Genomic DNA, 18008 nt, shown 5'->3' with positions numbered 1-18008 from the left:
CATAGGGTGGAGAAATAAAGATGAATAACAGAGTATTAGTCACAGGTTCGAGCCGCGGCATTGGCAAAGCCATCGCCCTTAAACTGGCTGCGGCAGGTTATGATATCGCGCTGCATTACCACAGTAATCAAGCCGCCGCTGATGCCAGCGCCACAGAGCTTCGCGCCCTTGGGGTGAACGTCCGCCTATTAAAGTTTGATGTTGCCGACCGCGTTGCCGTCAAAGCCGCCCTTGAGGCCGATATCGAGGCTAATGGCGCCTACTATGGCGTGATACTCAATGCGGGCATCAACCGTGACAATGCTTTTCCGGCGATGAGCGAAGCCGAATGGGATAGCGTAATCCACACTAATCTCGATGGTTTTTATAATGTGATTCATCCCTGCGTTATGCCTATGGTACAAGCGCGCAAGGGCGGACGAATTATCACCTTGGCTTCCGTTTCCGGTATCGCGGGTAACCGTGGTCAGGTCAATTACAGCGCCTCTAAGGCCGGATTGATTGGCGCGACTAAGGCGCTGTCCTTAGAGCTGGCCAAACGTAAGATCACCGTAAACTGTATCGCCCCAGGCTTAATCGAAACCGATATGGTAGCGGATATTCCTAAGGATATGGTCGAGCAGTTAGTGCCGATGCGCCGCATGGGCAAACCCAATGAAATCGCCGCCTTAGCAGCCTTTTTAATGTCGGACGATGCTGCTTATATCACGCGCCAAGTGATTTCGGTGAATGGAGGCATGATCTAAATGACTGAGCCGACAAACCCGACCCGCTTGGGTAGACGAGTTGTTGTTACCGGTATCGGTGGCATTACTGCCTTAGGTCACGACTGGCCGAGTATCGCAAACCGCCTTAAGGCACAAAAAAACTGTGTCGTGACAATGGCGGATTGGGACAAATATGACGGGCTAAACACTCGCCTTGCCGCCCCTGTGACCGACTTTGAAGTGCCAAGCCATTATTCGCGCAAAAAAATCCGCTCCATGGGACGGGTCTCGATTATGGCGACTCGTGCCAGCGAACTTGCACTTATTGATGCGGGACTCTTGGACGACCCTATCGTCACTTCGGGAGAGATGGGCATTGCCTATGGATCTTCCACTGGCAGCACCGATCCCATTACCGCCTTTGGCGATATGCTGAAAACTGGCGATATGTCGGGCGTTACCGCCACCAGTTATATCCGCATGATGGCTCACACTACCGCGGTAAACGTGGGGGTTTTCTTTGGCCTTAAAGGGCGCATTCATACCACCAGCAGTGCCTGCACCTCAGGCAGCCAAGGCATTGGTTACGCCTATGAAGCGATTAAATATGGCCAGCAAACCTTAATGCTCGCGGGTGGAGGCGAAGAACTCTGCGCCACCGAGGCCGTAGTCTTTGATACGCTGTTTGCGACCAGCACGAAAAACACGACGCCAGAATTATCGCCACGCCCTTTTGATGCCCAGCGTGATGGCTTAGTGATTGGCGAAGGCGCTTGTACGCTGGTGCTTGAAGAGTTAGAACACGCCAAAGCGCGCGGCGCGAAAATTTACGCCGAGATCGTCGGTTTTGGCACTAACTCCGATGGTCAGCATGTCACTCAGCCCAATAGCGAGACCATGGAAATCGCCATTCGTTTAGCCCTTAAGGATGCGGCGCTCACGCCCGACGCCATTGGTTATGTAAATGCCCACGGCACCGCCACCGACCGCGGTGATATTGCCGAAAGCCATGCGACCCACGCGGTATTCGGTGCGGATATGCCGATTTCATCCCTTAAAAGCTACACCGGCCATACCTTAGGCGCCTGCGGTGCGTTAGAGGCTTGGGTGAGCATCGAAATGATGAATGCGGGCTGGTTTGCCCCCACGCTCAATCTCGACAATATCGACCCAGAATGTGCCGCACTCGATTACATTTGTGGCGAGCCACGTGCGCTCGACACCGACTATGTGATGAGCAATAACTTCGCCTTTGGCGGTATCAACACCTCACTGATTTTTAAACGCTGGAAAACGACATAAGGACATATCAATGAAACCATTAGTTGCAAGCATTTTACTCGGTATCAGTTTACTGGCCTCGCCGGTGTGGGCGCAGGATTATACGGTTGAAACCTATCAAGAAATTTTTAAAGGCGACAACCAATTTAAGCAAAAACAAGCCATCGAAGCCCTGACGCTTGCCGGATTATCCGATCCCGCCATTTACGATGTGTTAGAGGCCAAACTTATCGCATCGCTGCCACAAGCCACCGAGAAAAATGCTATCGACTACAGTGCATGGTTAGTCAAAGGTTTAGCTTACTCAGGGAACGATAAATACAGCGGCACCATCAACAATATTATCAATGGCGACTACCATAAGAAGCTGAAAAAATACGCCACCCAAGCGCTTGAAAATCTTGACCAGTATAAAAAATGGAATGCTATTTTAGGCGATAAAAGCCAATATGTGGCCGAGCAAAGTACTAAAAATAATGCCTATGCCAACGCCTTTAAAAGCAATGATTTAGAGCTGATGCGCCTCGCAGCCAAACGCATGATGGACGATCAAAACTACGATGACTTTTTGCTAGAACGCCTGAGCGTTGAGCTGAAAAATCCACGTTTGATGAGTAACGACAAGTTAGCCATCGATACCTACGCCAATATGGCTAAAGCACTCGCTGCATCGGGCAATACCCAATATCGTGAAGTGATTGAAAATATTGCCAACAATAACCCTAACAAAAAGCTGAAAAGCTACGCCGAGAGCTATTTGAAGAAGTACTACTAATCTCTTTTGAGTTAGTAAAAGCCTTAATAACAAGCCGAGAATCATCTCGGCTTGTTGATTTCATAGTGTAAGCAGATCATGGTACTGACTCGACGACACGGTGAATATAAAACTAGGATTTCAAAGCTTATAAACGAGAGCCATGGATGGTGAACTGGCAGTTAAACACAGATGTTGTTCAAGTCCATCATTGGATGCAGGGCCGCCTCGTCCATGGGGCGGACGGTCGTCTCACCAATCACCATGGTTTGCCTTTCGAGCATCAGCGTAATCTGTTGGCTTGAAAGACTAGAGTCAGATTAACACTTTGAAAAATTGCTATTTACAACTGAACATTTAGGAAATTTAACAATGGGTGGCTTGTTAAATTTGGTGTCCCGCTTATGACTGTATAAGTACAGGTATAATAGAAAAAGTGACAACCCTCGGGGAAAACGAGCCAAAGGAGTATCGTTTTTTAATTTCAAAAAAACATTAATCAACTAAAAATATTCGTCTTTTCATGTTTTCTGATTTACATACCGCGCCAAAATACTTCTTGGTATATAAAGTCTCGCTTTTTCTGCATGAAAAAAGATTGAAAACTCACCGTAATGGATGCTAAGTTACTGGCACATTTGAATTATTTACTTTTATTTCTCAAACTTCGAGTCCATTATGGTTTGGGTTTCATTAGAAGTGCGGGTAATACACTATTATATGCCATTCTAGTAATGAGGTTTTTATGTCAGTTGAATTATCGTCATCCTTTTCATCAGAGGATTGGCAACAATTAAAAGATAGCCAAGATAAGGCTCAAATTATCACGGTTCTACGCCATCGCTATTCAGAAAGATATTTTGAACCATTCAAGAAAAACGAATCCAAGCACGGATTTAGTATGATGGCAGTCTCGTGTTTAGTTATTGAATCTCTAATTTCACTAAAACGTGGATGGAAGAAAACTAATGGGTCGGGGAGAATGATTTTCGAAGAGTTCTTTTCCACGTCACATCATTTGACTGATTTTACCGGACTTGGAGCGGATTTTTATAAACACATTCGCTGCGGTATTCTGCATCAAGCGGAAACTACTGGAGGGTGGCGTATTCGCAGAGATCTCTCGTTACCGATTGTTTGCGTAGATACGAAGGTAATTCACGCAACAAAGTTTCTAAATCAGCTAGAAAAGGAGTTCGAAAAATTTCTAACTGAACTAGAAGAGCAAGAGTTTACATCATCTCAATGGAGTAAGGTTGTTAAAAAAATTGATCATATCGTAGCTAATTGCGGTTAGGCATATAACAAAGGGTTCAAGAGGGACAGCCAACGCGCGGCATTTTTACTATGCGTTGGTTTTTGTGATTTACGGTGTTATGCGTTAAGTTGTCAGTGGCGTTGGCTGCCCCTTAACCGGGCGTTATATTCTCGGAGGAAAAATGTCTAGCGGTAGAGATTACGAGATTTTTGTTCAAAACTTGCAGCAAGCGTTGCTCGATTCTGAAGAGTTCTTAAAGCATAAAAATATTGAGATCGAGCGAAATAAGAAAATTGCTGATAATTTTGGGATTCTGCGGGAGTTTGATCTTTATTGGGAGTATGAATTAGCTGGTGTTTCATATAAAACCATCATCGAATGTAAGGACTATGCTTCCAAAGTCTCAGTTGAAAAAATCGATGCCTTAATCGGTAAAATTAGGGATATTCCAGATTTGAAGCCTGTATTCGCAACGAAGGTCGGTTATCAAAGTGGTGCAGAGGCTAAAGCAACAAATAATAAGATTGACTTACTTATCGTTCGTGAGCAAAACGAGTCTGATTGGTATGACAAAGATGGTACACCTTTATTAAAGTATATGAATGTTGATATACAGGCACAGCTACCGGTCCGAATTATCGGTTTTCACCCGATGATTGACGGGCACTGGGTAAAAGCGAATACCGATATTGATATTACTAAACCTCTCGGATTCGAATCTATGTCCAATGAAGTATTCATTAATGACTTGCTGAAAAATGATAAGTTTTCTATTCATGAACTCGAAAACCGCTTGCGTAATGAGTATCGTGGTAAATATGGTCAGCATTCGCTCAATTACCCATGTGAAAATGCTTATATTGAGACGCCTGAATATAGTTTAAAACTGCATAGCTTGAGTTTTGAATTTCATGTACCTAAGCCGCACTCAATTCCATTCACAATCGACTTATCCAAGGAGCTAATAGGTGTAATTGAATACCTCAACAAGGACCGAAAAACGGCGATTTTTAGAGAAAATATTGTACGTAGTTGGTGATCGAATATAACAAACTGTCCAAGAGGGATTCACAACGCGTGGCATTTTTACTATGCGTTGGTTTTAGTGATTAAGGTGGTATGCAATAAGATCGGACAGGCATAACTTTTTTCATTCAAAATTTGACCAATAACGCTATAGCCTAAGGAATACACCACCCCCTCGGAGTTGCCGCAGGGCATTTGCGTTCGTTGCATGAGCGAGGCATGGATGCCGAGATAGCGTCAGTCTAATCAGGGACGAGCGTCTGACGCGATAGCATAAGGACGCTAAATGCCCAAGGGGCTTTCAACTCCGTTAGGGGCGTCTTGGAGCATCCAAGGAGGATAGGACGAGCAGTCCTCCTTGGTCGGGTGTGGGGTGAAGCCTCACGACTTTGTTTTTTTATTTAAAAGTCCAAAACTAAGGACAAGCTTCCTTGCTCGCCTCTCGATAAAACCAAGGGATGAAGCATCATCCTTTTAGCAAAGAATATTGGCCTACCCTTTGCTTAGTCACCGCAGCGTTTTAACCCCAAAAACAACCAAACGCGATAACGCTATGATGGATAAGCGACAACACAGGGAATTTTAATCTTGAGAGCAACGATGAAAATAATACTAGATGATCTAAAAGGGCCTGAAATTGCAGCACTTTTAACTGAGCACCTTGAAGATATGCGGGCAACCTCGCCACCAGAAAGTGTGCACGCATTAGACCTTGACGGCCTGCGCCAACCCAATATTCGCTTTTGGACATTGTGGGATGGCCGTAATCTGGCGGGCTGCGGTGCACTAAAATGGTTAGATGCTGAACATGCAGAGATCAAATCGATGCGAACCGCAGCGACTTACAAACAACAAGGCGTGGCATCCCAGATATTGCAGCACTTGATCAATGACGCCAAAGCCGCTGGCGTGCAACGCCTCAGTTTAGAAACTGGCTCGATGGCCTTTTTTCAGCCCGCACGTTCTCTCTACGCTAAGTTTGGCTTCGAGCTATGTGGCCCCTTTGCCGATTACGTGCTCGACCCCAATAGCGTATTTATGACCAAAAACATATAGCGCCTCCCTGTGAGCGATTGAGTGATAAAGCTCATCACTAGGCCTCTTCGCTCGCACCCTTTTTCAAGCTTGCGCCCACCAATTCATTAGAATAAACTTATTGAAATTTTTCTAATCATAGAGGCAAAGTGATGTTTCAATCTTTACTGGCTAAATTATCTGGCAGCAGCAGTGGTGAAAAATGTTGGCAACTGATTGAGCAGGGTGCGCGCGTTATCGATGTGCGCTCACCGGAAGAGTTTGCTTCGGGTCATTTGCCTCAGGCCATCAATGTGCCGCTGCCAACGCTCGACCAATGGTTGCATCAGGTTGAAAATAAACAGCATCCCTTTGTGCTTTACTGCGGCGCGGGTATCCGTGCCCAAAAGGGCTGCGATATTCTCAAAGCCAATGGCTTTGAGTGTGTAGTCAATGGTGGCTCACTAAAAGATTTAGTCTGCTGCCAGCCAAGCTAAAACCTAAACCAAGCAACCATGCGTGAGGAGGTGCAGATGACAACAAAGTGCCCGCGCCCAACGAGCGGCGAACAACCGCCGCAGCCCAAAGTGGTTCGCGAAACCTGCTACAGCGTGAGCCGTAACCGTGGCCAAGCGAGCGCCAAAGTGCGTTATATCGAAACCAGCGCCATGTCTCTTGGCTGCAAGCTTTGTGAGTAATAGGCTTTCTACATAAACAAAAATGCCAGCTAAGATGCTGGCATTTTTATTATTTTTACGATTAAACCGCTAGCTTATCGATACTGGCTTTAGCTTCACTGATCCCTTTTTGGTTGGCTTCTGGGCCCATGTTCAGCGCTTCAGCATAAACCACTTCCACATTGGTGATACCGATAAAACCGAGGAAGGTTTTTAAGAAAGGCACCATATGATCGGTTGGGCCATCTTTATGTGCGCCACCACGGGTGGTGATCAACACGGCGCGTTTGCCTTCCACTAAGCCTTTAGGACCGTTTTCGGTATAAGTAAAAGTCACACCCGCACGGGCCACAAAATCAATCCAGTTTTTCAGTTGGGTTGGAATGTTGAAGTTGTACATTGGCGCAGTGATCACGATAGTGTCGTTCGCTTTTAACTCTTCAACTAAGGCGTTAGACAGATCGAGCATCTCTTGTTGGCGCGCGGTTAAATCTGCACCGCCACGTAGGCCAGAGGCGATTTCACCGTCAACCATAGGTAACACATCTTTACCCGCCAAGTCGCGTACCGTGATGGTTGCGCCTTGGTTTTCCCATTTACCGATTAAGTAGTCAACTAACAAGGCTGATTGTGAATAACCGCCAAGGATACTGGATTTTAATACTAGGACTTTAGACATAATCTGCTCCGAAAATTGAAATTTGGGGGAGTCTTTCAGCTTGCACTCGACTCTATGACGCTAGTTTATTAGTCCATAAAAAAGAATAAAAGCGGATAAAATTTGAGATTACTTTCTAAAAAGTAGAACTGTTAAACTAAGAGCTAGCAAAGCTAGCCCTTAGCTTATGCAAAGGCATCACTCGAACTATTGAGCAAAATAATAGTTGTATTCACTGATTAGCTGGGAAAGCTCAGGCGAGTTTTGAATATCAACCATAAACTTATCGGTCGTGGTCATCGCCCATGCCAAACTATCTTTATCTAGGCTATACATTCCCTCATTGGAGTACATATTGTGAGCCTTGGTGAAATTCTCACGGTAACTGACGCTAGCAACCACCTCATTGTGGACCCTAAACTCATAGGTCAGCACTAAATCATTATTGGTCACCATAGGTAACAGCCCTAGGGAGCCACCGGCTAAAATCGACGAGGTCAGCCCTGCGGCTTCTCCCCCTGCTGTAGGTTCCATTTTATAGGTCACAATCAACTTTAATGGATTGCCGATATTCTCTTTATCCATTTTTTCAAATAATGGCATGCCCTTAAGTTTGTTATAAAAGTCAGTTGAATCAATGGTACTAATAAAAAACACTGGTGGAAGTACCGTGGTTTGCGCTTTAACAAACGGGCTTATGAGCAACAAACTCAGCATCAAAAAACGAAACATAGATAGCATTGGAAACATCCTTATTGATAGCAATTTAGTTGAACAACAGCACCAAGTGCTGCCGCATTTGCCGTTCGAATATCGCCCTTCATATTGGGTTCAACCGACTGATAACTAATGCGATGCTTATCTAAAAAGCGGGCGGCATATTTTGCATCGAGGGCAAAGTTAACATTCTGCGGCAGTGCCCCCGATTCACGCAGGCTCGTCACATTTAAGGTACTGACGGTAATACCTAATAACTCCCCACCATCAGAGACCACTGGGCCACCACTTGAGCCAGGCTGGATCGGTGCCGAAAACTGGAATTGCCCCACCGCCCCCTTTAATGCCTCGCGGGAACTGATATTTCCGCGCGTTAAATTGGGAGAGGCCGCCAATAATCCCTGTAAGGGATAACCAACATTGGTAATCGCCTCGCCCAGGAAAATCTCTGTACCTTTACGCAATGGTAAGTATTGCTCCGCTGGCGTCCCCGTACTCACGACCGCTAAATCCAATAAGGTCGAGCTAGCCTCTACGGCCGCATCAAAGGATTTACCGTCAACATTCACCTGTGTCACCATGCAATTTTTGAGAACATGGGCCGCTGTGACAATTTGTCCCTGAGGATTAATATAAAAACCTGTCCCTGTACTGACTGGTTTTTGCATATTTGCGAGCAAATTAGCTGAGACATCTTTCATTGCATACTGCGCTGGATAGGAGCTGGCCGAAGGTGTCAGCGTGTTGAGTACATCGACAATCACTAACTGAGTTGCGCGCAATGCGGCGTTATAAAGGCCTAAACCATCCCCTAAATAGCCAATATCGGCCTTAAAGGATTTTTGCCCCTCGCGAATGGGTTTATCGGAGCCATTAAATACCCGATAGCTCATGATCATTTCCGCTTTGCCTGAGTCAAATTTCCACTCAGGATCAATATCGATCAATAACCCATACTGGCTCGTTTGCGTGCGGTCTAATAACTTAGCATTTGAAAAATAAGCACCAAAACCGTCCTTTACACCATCACTAAGTGATTTTCCGGGATCGACCCAAATATTCCACTTCTCTAAATAAAAACGGTTATTTAACTGCGAGTGGGGTAAATAATAAGCAACACTCACATCCACAGGGAGCGTAATAGCTTTATTTAGCACCACACCTTTAGGTAATTTATTGGCATTTAACTTGGTATTGGCGCAGCCACTAAGATGAACACAAAGTAGAGCAATAAGCACACTGGAGAGAAATCGCATCGGTTATCCTTAATATCAATGCAAATAGCGCCATACAGCATAAATACGACAACCGTACGGACCATGGCAGATGCAACTTAAGTTGCATTAAGCCAAAGATTCTATTGCAAGTTAAAGACAACATCAACGATGAAAATTCACAAAAAATAAACAGCAGCAACTATTTAGCAATATTCGGAAGGCTAATATACAGGCCGGAGAACTCAGCGCAGAGCTGGTCTTCACAGTAAAGTTTAACCACAAGTCGAACTTTGGCTTTTCGCCCCGCAGATAAGCCCGCTAAACTGGCATCCTGCCATACCACGCGTGCAATAGGTTGATTGCGAATGGGCGCCAAGTAACGGATATGGGCATCGGCCAATACTATGTCGCCATCCACATTAAGGAGTTGCTGTTGCAGCCATACCATCCCCCAACCTGTTAACGTCATTAGGGTATAAATGCTGCCCGCAAACATGGTGTGGTGCAGATTAATATTCGGCGCTAATGGCGCACTCACGCTCAGTTCGCCATCAGTAAAGGACAGCGGCGCAATCTGCATAAACTCACTCACAGGTATAGTGCGGTGCCAGGTCTGGCGTAATTGGTTGAGCAGTTCATCCATGGGCATGTTCCTTTACTGAGGCTAGCGTATTGAGGTTAAACCTGTAAATGGAAGGTCACAGGACCATCGTTGACCAGCTCAACCTTCATATCAGCAGCAAATTGTCCTGTTTCGGTGGTCACGCCCTTGGCGCGGCAAAAGGCGACAAACTCTTCATACAGGCCAAGCGCTTGCTCAGGCGTACCCGCGCCCGAAAAGCTCGGCCTTAGCCCACGCTCCGTATCGGCGGCCAAGGTAAATTGGGATACCACTAAAAGCGAGCCTCCCGCTTGAGTCAAATTGAGGTTCATTTTGCCGTTTTCGTCGGAAAACACTCGATAACTCATCACCTTAGTAGCTAATTTTTCCATCTTCTCGCGGTTATCTTCCCGCTCAACCCCGAGCAAGACTAACAAGCCTTTATCGATAGCACCTATGGTTTGATTATCCACAACCACACTGGCGCGGCTGACTCTTTGAATTAAAGCGATCACAACTTTTCCTTTAAATTAAGACTTAACAACGGGCATCAAAGGAATTGGGCGCAGATACTGCTCAATTCCCTCCGGCAAGGACTTAGCGATTTGTGCCAAGCCGCCATCGGTCCACAGCATAAAACGGCGCAGTTCTTCAATCTCGACCTTATCGGCAAAGGTCACAGTGCCTTGGATTTGGATCACCGCACCTTGCTCACGCAATACAAATTTAGCGAAATTGAGCTTGGCATTCAGCTCGCCAATCACCGCGGGCAGTTCAGGGCTGGCCTGCAACTGCGGATGCACCGCATAAAAACGATTCATTAAAATACGGTCAATCCCAGCAGCATTCATGCTGGGTTCTAACATAAAATCATTACTACCAAATTGTACCGCCACCTTATCTGGCCCAACTTTGTTTGCCAAATAATTAGCATTGAGTAATGCCTGATACAAGGCATCGGCAGCGGCCTCGTTGGTCATCCCCGCCAATTGCACCACCTTAGGCGCAACAGGAGCGTGAGCCTCGCTCGATTCGACCGCAGGAGATGTCGATTGAGATTCTGGGATAGAGGATGAGGTGGCCGCGCAAGCCGTTAATCCCAAAATGGCGGCAATAATAATGGCTAATTTCATGTTAACTCCTGTCGCTTTATCCAAGCCCACATGGCTTGAATTTCGAGAGTGACGGCAAGTGAGAGTATTTCACTATTCAGCGAATGCCCGCCATCAACAATAGTGTGGATTTGAATCTTGGGATTATCGATTTTTACCCAAAATGCGGCTAATAAGCGTGCGGGACAGACGGCATCCTGCGTGCCTTGTAATAGCAGGGTACGCGCAGAGACTTGCGATGTCACCCGCTGTAATACACTGAACATATTGAAGTAATCATTTTGCGCATAGTGCAGCTCGATTTGAGCTAAGGCGAATAGCGGCGGCGCAAGCTGCTTAGGTAGGCCAGTTGGTACGCCCGCTAGGGTTAATTCCCATTGGAGCCAACGGCGGGCAAAGTCATGGCGAGTTTGTTCATCTTGAGCGTTAAATCCTAACTGATAGTGCGTAAATAAATCCGCCAATCCAATAGAAGGTACAGCAAATTCACGGAAAGCCTGTGGATATAACTGCGCCGCGCCCGAGGGCGCATAGAGCCATTCAACCCCCTCTTTTGATGGAATAAACAGCGCCCATAGCACTTGGGCAATAACACGATGGGGAAATAACCCACTGTAAATTAAGGCTAAGGTGGCACCAAATGAGCCACCCGCTAAGCACCAACGCGCAATGCCTAGGTGAATGCGAATCGCCTCAATATCGCAGATAAGCCCATTCAAATGATTATGCGCTAACTCACCAGAAGGCAGAGATTGCCCCGCACCACGTTGATCTAGCAGTAAAATCCAGTAATGCTCGGGGTTAAATAAACTTAGCTCACTCACACTAGCGCCTGCGCCAGGACCGCCATGCAGGTAAAGCAGCGGAATACCCTGCGGGTTACCATATTGAGCCAGATGCAACTGCTGCCCATTGCCCATCATCAGCCAATCACGGCGGATAAAAGGGGCAAAATGATGGCCATCAGTAATCATAGGCGGGCTAAGGCTCGTTAAACGTATTAATGGATGACAACTTCGCTACGGCTTATCCTGTGTAGGCGATTGCGGCGCGCTTTCGGAAAGTTCAGCTTTTATCTCAAGCACTTGGCTTGATTGGGCTGATGTGGTTTCTGGCGGCACGGCGGGTGCATCCTGCGCCGCTAAAGGCTGACCATCGAGGTTAAGTTCGTTGATATCGCTACTGGACTCATAGTCCAAATACTCGGGCATGGCCGCGGTAATTTCGGCGCCCAGCAGCACGATCATCCAGGATAAATACACCCAAACGAATAGGATAGGAATGGTCGCCAGCGCACCATAAATGGCTTCGTAGCTCGGGAATTTAGTCACATAAAAGGCAAAGCCCTTTTTCCCCAATTCGAATAGCAGCGCCGCCACCACAGCGCCCAACAGCGCGTGCCAAAACTTCACCTTTTGGTTTGGCACCACCATATACAAGAGTAAAAATGCAGCCACCGAAAATAACAGCGGCAAACGCTCGATAAACAGCGGCATCACGCCAGATAAAGCATCACCTTCAAACAGTTTTAGCGACACGACGTAGGAGGTCGCCACTAAGCTCGCGCCCACCAGCACAGGTCCTAAGGTAATCACCATCCAATACATGGAAAATGCTACGACCACAGAACGTTTTTCCTTAGTACGCCAGATATTATTCAGCGACTTATCGATAGCGGAAATCAGCATAATAGCTACCACGACTAAGGCCGCGATCCCCACGGCAGTGCCTTTAGAGGCATTACCCACAAATTCATTGATATAGACTTGTACCGTATCGCCCGCAGCGGGTAGAAAATTCTCGTAAACAAAGGCCTCGATTTGGCCACGGATCCCCTTAAACACAGGGAAAGCCGAGAGCATCGACATAGTCACGGCCACCATAGGCACAAGGGATAACAGGGTGACATACGCCAAGTGGCCGGCACGAATATTGATTTGATCTTCAACTAAACGCTGGCGTAAATGCAGCAGAAAGTGCCATATGCCAAGGAATAAGACTCGAATTTGTGCCAGATCTATCTTCTTAGTCACGGGTTTCTCTTGATTCTGTTGGTGTAGACTCGTTATCTTCGTACAATAAACACTGAATTTACAAGTCTAAGGAGTGAATTGATGTCACAACAAGGATCCACTGGCAATGTAATCGCCGCAATCGCAAGTCTGTTTTTTCCCGGTCTAGGCCAACTACTACAAGGACGAGTTTTGGCTGCATTACTATTCTTCGTGGTCACTGTGGTCGGCTACGCCCTTTGGTGGTTAATTGTACCTGCGGTAATAGGTGCTATCTTTCACCTCTGGAGCATTATCGATGCGGCCCGCTTTAAGGCCGACTAATTTCACCTGACTCAGTGACGGAATACCCCATGAAAAGATTGATCACCTCTAGCCTAATCGCAGCAACGCTATTGCTGACGGGCTGTCAAACAGCCTATTACGGTGCCATGGAAAAAGTGGGCTACCACAAACGCGACATTATGGTCGACAGAGTGAAAGCCGCAAAAGAATCCCAAGAAGATGCGCAAAAAGAGTTCAGCTCAGCACTCGAAGAGATGCAAGCCCTACTCAACCACAATGGTGGCAACCTCGAAAAGGCCTATAACAAGGCTAAAGATGAATACGAGTCAGCCCAAAGTGCCGCCGATGATGTAAGTAATCGCATCAACAAGGTCGAAGATGTTGCCGAGGCGCTATTCGATGAGTGGCAAACGGAAATTGGTGAGATCAGCAAAGCGAGCCTACGCCGCAACAGCGAAACTAAGCTCAAGGAAACCCGCCGCTCCTACGAGCAGTTGATCAAAACCATGCGCCGCGCCGAAGCTAAAATGCCGCCCATCCTCACTGCCATGAAAGACAATATGCTGTATTTAAAGCATAACTTGAATGCCCAAGCGATTGGCGCGATTAAAGGCGAATTTGCTAGCTTACAAACAGATATCTCAGGCTTAATCAAAGAGATGAACAAGTCTATCCAGGAATCGACTCGATTTATCGAGGCCCTTGAGAACGCAAAAGGGTAAGGCCATTTAGCTTGCTTAAACTGGCTGTTAATTCCGTCAAACCAATCTGAATTAACAGCTTAGCACTGATGCTCGCCCCCCCTAAACACCTCGGCAAGCAGTGATGGCGGTTTGCTGTTGATTTTATCCTTCCTGCATTCCCAGTTTCGTTTGTGCAAGGCTAAGATTTTTAGCTTTGTGAGCGATGGCGCGCTTTAGTGTGATAATTCAATCAATATTGGATCTAACGCACAAATTCACTTTAGGCTCAAAAACTTATCTACAAAAGATTGCTCAGATTGAATACGTGTATTCTATTTGCAGTATTAACATGACCTTTATTGAATCCCTTACCCTAATGTTGGCCCTGATGTATATCGCCTCCCTAAGCTATTGGAGCGGTAAAAAATGGGGCACGGTGGTAACCTTACTGTTAAGTATCGGCGCAGTGGCCGTTAGCCAGTATTGGCCGCTAGCACTTGCTCTCCTCATTGCTCTGCCACTTAGCATACTTGCCCATAAACTCGTGCCTGCTGAATTTAAGGCCGAGATAAAAATCAACGCCCTGCGTGAAGGCTGCCAACACCTGCTCGCGCTCTCACTGTTTTTAGTCGCCATTCAATACTGCATTAATGCCATCCAACTCAAACAAGGGGTCACGCCTTGGTTAATGCGCCCCGATGTTGTCGATGCCTTTTTGCCTATCGCCGGCGGGATTGAATTAAAAGCCATAGTCACGCTCAACCTGTGGGACCAAACCCATCCCGCTGCGGCCGTGATGCTCGCCGCCGTGCTACTCACAGGCTTGCTCTGCAAACGCGCCTTCTGTGGCTGGGCCTGCCCATTAGGCTTAGCAGGGGAATATCTCTACGCCTTACGCAAACGTTTTATCAAAGCAGAACTCGCGCCCCCCGCATGGCTAGACTGGCCGCTTAGAATGCTTAAGTATCTATTGCTGCTGGCGCTTTTTTACATTGTGATCGGTATGCCAAGCGAGTCGATTCCCTATTATCTGCAGGGTAACTACCATAAGATTGCCGACCTTAAGATGGCGCTGTTTTTTGTCACGCCAGGGCTCATTACCTTAGCCTGCTTTGGTTTTATTCTCGTCTTAGCCGCGTGGCGTCGCCAAGGTTTTTGCCGTTATTTATGTCCCTATGGCGCCATGCTCGGACTATTAAGCTTTGCCAGTCCACTCAAGATCCGCCGCAACACTCAGCACTGCTTGATCGAAGCCAAGGGCATGAAGTGCGATAAATGCACCCGCGCCTGCCCCGCCAATATCATAGTGCATACCAAAACCACGGTTCGCAGCGACGAATGCCAAGCCTGCATGCGCTGCGTGGCCGCCTGTCCTAAATCGGCAGCGCTCGGTTTTAGCCTTAAATCTGGCCACAGAGTTAGCCATAAGGGATTGTTAGTCTTGTTATTATTGGCACTATTTGCGCTACCACTGACAGCCTATTTAGCCGGATTTTGGCATAGCCAAACACCGGATAGTATCCGAATGGAACTTATCCAAGTGATTGATCGAGTTGGCCATTAACGATTTGATTTACATATAAGTAGGCATAAAAAAGGTGCAGCTTTGGCTGCACCTTTTATTTTGGCGGTGTCCCGTCCTGAAACGTCAACACGCCCTAGTTTAAGCGCTAGTGACTAAGCCAGATCGAACCTGTCGGCATTCATTACCTTGGTCCAAGCAGCCACAAAATCATGCACAAACTTCTCTTTGGCATCATCCTGTGCATACACCTCGGCGTAAGCGCGCAGCACAGAGTTAGAGCCAAACACTAAATCGACGCGGGTTGCCGTCCACTTCACTGCGCCAGTTTTGCGCTCAACAACTTCATACAGGTTAGTTCCAACGGGGTTCCAGTTGTAGGCCATGTCGGTGAGATTGACAAAGAAATCATTACTTAATACACCCACTTTATCGGTAAACACACCATGACGCGTACCGCCATGGTTAGTGCCCAATACTCGCATGCCACCTATCAGTACCGTCATCTCATGGGCGGTTAATCCCAGCAGTTGCGTGCGATCAAGCATCATTTCCTCAGCCTGAACCACATAATCTTTTTTCAGCCAGTTTCGGTACGCATCGTGCAAAGGTTCAAGCACAGCAAAGGATTCCACATCGGTCATTTCCTGTGTGGCATCACCACGGCCAGGCATGAAAGGCACTGTGATATTCACGCCAGCAGCGTGGGCGGCCTTTTCAATTGCCGCTACGCCACCGAGGACAATCAAGTCGGCAATACTGACCTTTTTGCTTAAGCTTGCCTGCAATTCTGTCAATGCTTTAAGCACTTTTTGCAGCCGCTCGGGTTCGTTGGCCTGCCAATCTTTTTGTGGCGCTAAACGAATTCGTGCGCCATTGGCGCCACCACGGAAATCCGAGCCACGGAAGGTGCGGGCGCTATCCCAAGCGGTCGCCACTAACTCGGATACGCTGAGCCCTGAGGCCAATAATTTAGCCTTAAGTTCGACAATCTCACTGGCATCTAAACGATAATCAACGGTTGGGATGGGGTCTTGCCAAATCAACTCTTCACTCGGGACTTCTGGACCTAAATAACGGCTCTTAGGCCCAAGATCACGGTGAGTTAACTTAAACCAAGCACGGGCAAACACCTCGGAGAAATAGGCGGGATCTTGATAAAACTTCTCGGATATTTTGCGATATTCGGGGTCCATCTTCATCGCCATATCGGCATCGGTCATGATGGGGTTATAACGAATGGAAGGATCTTCTACATCAACGGGTTTATCGTCTTCCTTAATATTAATCGGTTCCCATTGCCACGCTCCGGCCGGGCTCTTTTTCAGCTCCCAGTCATAACTGAGTAACAGTTTGAAATAGCCGTTATCCCATTGGGTCGGATAGGTAGTCCAAGCCCCTTCAATACCGCTAGTAACGGTATTTCGGCCAACTCCTCTACCGTGCTTATTAAGCCAGCCCAACCCTTGTGCTTCAATATCCTCCCCCTCAGGCTCGGGGCCAAGATCCTGCGCCTTACCATTACCATGGCATTTACCGACAGTGTGGCCGCCAGCGGTTAAGGCCACGGTTTCTTCATCATTCATCGCCATCCGTGCAAAAGTGACACGCACATCTTGAGCGGTGCGCACGGGATCGGGTTTACCATCAACCCCTTCAGGATTCACATAAATCAGCCCCATCATTACGGCGGCTAAGGGATTTTCAAGGTCACGCGCGCCCGAATAACGGCTGTTAGGATTATCACTTGGCGCAAGCCATTGTTTTTCAGAGCCCCAATAAATGTCCTTCTCTGGGTGCCAAATATCCTCTCGACCGCCGGCAAATCCATAGGTTTTTAAGCCCATAGACTCGTAGGCCACATTACCCGCGAGGATCATCAAATCTGCCCATGAGAGTTTATTGCCGTACTTTTTCTTAATCGGCCACAATAAGCGGCGGGCTTTATCAAGGTTGGCGTTATCGGGCCAGCTGTTGAGTGGGGCAAAGCGTTGATTACCCGTCCCCGCACCGCCACGGCCATCGGCAATCCGATAGGTCCCCGCCGAGTGCCATGCCATACGGATCATCAAGCCACCATAATGCCCCCAATCGGCTGGCCACCAATCTTGGCTATCGGTCATTAAGGCATTAAGGTCGCGCTTCACCGCGGCTAAATCGAGGCTGTTGAAGGCATCGCGGTAGTTAAAGTTGGGATCCATGGGATCTGTCTTCTTATCATGCTGATGCAAGATATCGAGGTTAAGGGCCTTAGGCCACCAGTCCATATTGTTGCTGGCAACTACAGAATTTGCCCCATGCATCACGGGGCATTTACCTTGAGAGCTTTGAGTCTTATCCATGGGATATTCCTTTACTTATGGCTAACGAAGGGAATGACACTTTACGGTGTCATTAGGCTAATCTGGTTGAGCGTTTTAGCGTTTGCATTAATCCCTTCTGCATTGATCCAAAATGACGATTAATGCACTTTTCAATCTGTAT

20 protein-coding genes are annotated in these 18008 nt (G+C 47.2%); 11 read left to right on the top strand and 9 right to left on the bottom strand.

The window, feature by feature from the left end; translation table 11 throughout:
- The first annotated feature begins 20 nt into the window (after positions 1-20).
- From H9J30_RS12690 to H9J30_RS12655, 8 genes are all read left to right on the top strand, one after another.
- A complete protein-coding gene (locus H9J30_RS12690; protein WP_240131337.1) occupies positions 21-746 on the top strand; it encodes a 3-ketoacyl-ACP reductase FabG2 in 726 nt (241 codons plus the stop codon).
- The gene (locus H9J30_RS12685) at positions 747-2009 is read left to right on the top strand and encodes a beta-ketoacyl-ACP synthase (RefSeq protein WP_240131336.1); all 1263 of its coding nucleotides are present in this window, start codon (positions 747-749) and stop codon (positions 2007-2009) included.
- A gap of 10 nt (positions 2010-2019) precedes the next feature.
- Positions 2020-2763 carry a hypothetical protein gene (locus H9J30_RS12680; protein WP_037423265.1) on the top strand — a complete coding sequence of 248 codons (744 nt, stop codon included), beginning with the start codon at positions 2020-2022 and terminating at the stop codon, positions 2761-2763.
- A 724-nt stretch (positions 2764-3487) separates the two neighbouring features.
- Positions 3488-4039, top strand: coding sequence for a hypothetical protein (locus H9J30_RS12675; RefSeq protein ID WP_240131335.1), 552 nt, complete (start codon positions 3488-3490; stop codon positions 4037-4039).
- Between the two features lie 142 nt (positions 4040-4181).
- The gene (locus H9J30_RS12670) at positions 4182-5039 is read left to right on the top strand and encodes a restriction endonuclease (protein WP_240131334.1); all 858 of its coding nucleotides are present in this window, start codon (positions 4182-4184) and stop codon (positions 5037-5039) included.
- 587 nt (positions 5040-5626) lie between these two features.
- Positions 5627-6082, top strand: a complete 456-nt coding sequence (locus H9J30_RS12665) for a GNAT family N-acetyltransferase (RefSeq protein WP_240131333.1) — start codon at positions 5627-5629, stop codon at positions 6080-6082.
- 131 nt (positions 6083-6213) lie between these two features.
- A complete protein-coding gene (locus tag H9J30_RS12660; RefSeq protein WP_240131332.1) occupies positions 6214-6537 on the top strand; it encodes a rhodanese-like domain-containing protein in 324 nt (107 codons plus the stop codon).
- A gap of 36 nt (positions 6538-6573) precedes the next feature.
- On the top strand, positions 6574-6738 hold the full coding sequence (locus H9J30_RS12655; protein ID WP_240131331.1) for a hypothetical protein: 165 nt from the start codon (positions 6574-6576) through the stop codon (positions 6736-6738).
- A gap of 61 nt (positions 6739-6799) precedes the next feature.
- On the opposite strand, the gene azoR is transcribed toward H9J30_RS12655, so the two are convergent.
- From azoR to H9J30_RS12615, 8 genes are all read right to left on the bottom strand, one after another.
- The gene (gene azoR / locus H9J30_RS12650; RefSeq protein WP_240131330.1) at positions 6800-7396 is read right to left on the bottom strand and encodes an FMN-dependent NADH-azoreductase; all 597 of its coding nucleotides are present in this window, start codon (positions 7394-7396) and stop codon (positions 6800-6802) included.
- Positions 7397-7582: 186 nt separating this feature from the next.
- A complete protein-coding gene (locus tag H9J30_RS12645; RefSeq protein ID WP_240131329.1) occupies positions 7583-8116 on the bottom strand; it encodes a hypothetical protein in 534 nt (177 codons plus the stop codon).
- An 11-nt stretch (positions 8117-8127) separates the two neighbouring features.
- Complete coding sequence (locus H9J30_RS12640; protein ID WP_240131328.1) at positions 8128-9348, bottom strand: S1 family peptidase; 1221 nt, start codon at positions 9346-9348, stop codon at positions 8128-8130.
- Between the two features lie 160 nt (positions 9349-9508).
- Positions 9509-9952, bottom strand: a complete 444-nt coding sequence (locus H9J30_RS12635) for a thioesterase domain-containing protein (RefSeq protein WP_240131327.1) — start codon at positions 9950-9952, stop codon at positions 9509-9511.
- Between the two features lie 35 nt (positions 9953-9987).
- Positions 9988-10425 (bottom strand): D-aminoacyl-tRNA deacylase, encoded by a 438-nt coding sequence (gene dtd / locus H9J30_RS12630; protein WP_037423224.1) that lies wholly within the window; start codon positions 10423-10425, stop codon positions 9988-9990.
- Between the two features lie 15 nt (positions 10426-10440).
- Positions 10441-11043 carry a hypothetical protein gene (locus tag H9J30_RS12625; protein ID WP_240131326.1) on the bottom strand — a complete coding sequence of 201 codons (603 nt, stop codon included), beginning with the start codon at positions 11041-11043 and terminating at the stop codon, positions 10441-10443.
- Positions 11040-11996 (bottom strand): alpha/beta fold hydrolase, encoded by a 957-nt coding sequence (locus tag H9J30_RS12620; RefSeq protein WP_240131325.1) that lies wholly within the window; start codon positions 11994-11996, stop codon positions 11040-11042. Before H9J30_RS12620 ends, H9J30_RS12625 begins: the two co-directional genes overlap by 4 nt.
- A 45-nt stretch (positions 11997-12041) precedes the next feature.
- Positions 12042-13055, bottom strand: coding sequence for a virulence factor BrkB family protein (locus H9J30_RS12615; protein ID WP_240131324.1), 1014 nt, complete (start codon positions 13053-13055; stop codon positions 12042-12044).
- An 81-nt stretch (positions 13056-13136) separates the two neighbouring features.
- Between H9J30_RS12615 and H9J30_RS12610 the strand changes: the two genes are divergently transcribed.
- The 3 genes from H9J30_RS12610 to H9J30_RS12600 all read left to right on the top strand — a co-directional run bounded on the left by H9J30_RS12610 (position 13137) and on the right by H9J30_RS12600 (position 15566).
- Positions 13137-13358: a hypothetical protein gene (locus H9J30_RS12610; RefSeq protein WP_240131323.1), complete on the top strand. Its 222-nt coding sequence runs from the start codon at positions 13137-13139 to the stop codon at positions 13356-13358.
- Positions 13359-13387: 29 nt separating this feature from the next.
- Positions 13388-14041 carry a DUF2959 domain-containing protein gene (locus tag H9J30_RS12605; RefSeq protein WP_240131322.1) on the top strand — a complete coding sequence of 218 codons (654 nt, stop codon included), beginning with the start codon at positions 13388-13390 and terminating at the stop codon, positions 14039-14041.
- 310 nt (positions 14042-14351) lie between these two features.
- Positions 14352-15566, top strand: a complete 1215-nt coding sequence (locus tag H9J30_RS12600) for a 4Fe-4S binding protein (protein ID WP_240131321.1) — start codon at positions 14352-14354, stop codon at positions 15564-15566.
- A 113-nt stretch (positions 15567-15679) separates the two neighbouring features.
- Here the strand turns inward: H9J30_RS12600 and katG are convergent, their stop codons facing one another.
- The gene (gene katG / locus H9J30_RS12595; RefSeq protein ID WP_240131320.1) at positions 15680-17866 is read right to left on the bottom strand and encodes a catalase/peroxidase HPI; all 2187 of its coding nucleotides are present in this window, start codon (positions 17864-17866) and stop codon (positions 15680-15682) included.
- Between the last annotated feature and the right edge of the window lie 142 nt (positions 17867-18008).

Origin of the sequence: Shewanella cutis (assembly GCF_022410515.1) — a bacterium.
Taxonomy (GTDB): Bacteria; Pseudomonadota; Gammaproteobacteria; order Enterobacterales; family Shewanellaceae; genus Shewanella; species Shewanella cutis.
Note: the sequence above shows the minus strand (reverse complement) of the source record. Positions and strands in the feature narration are given on the sequence as shown.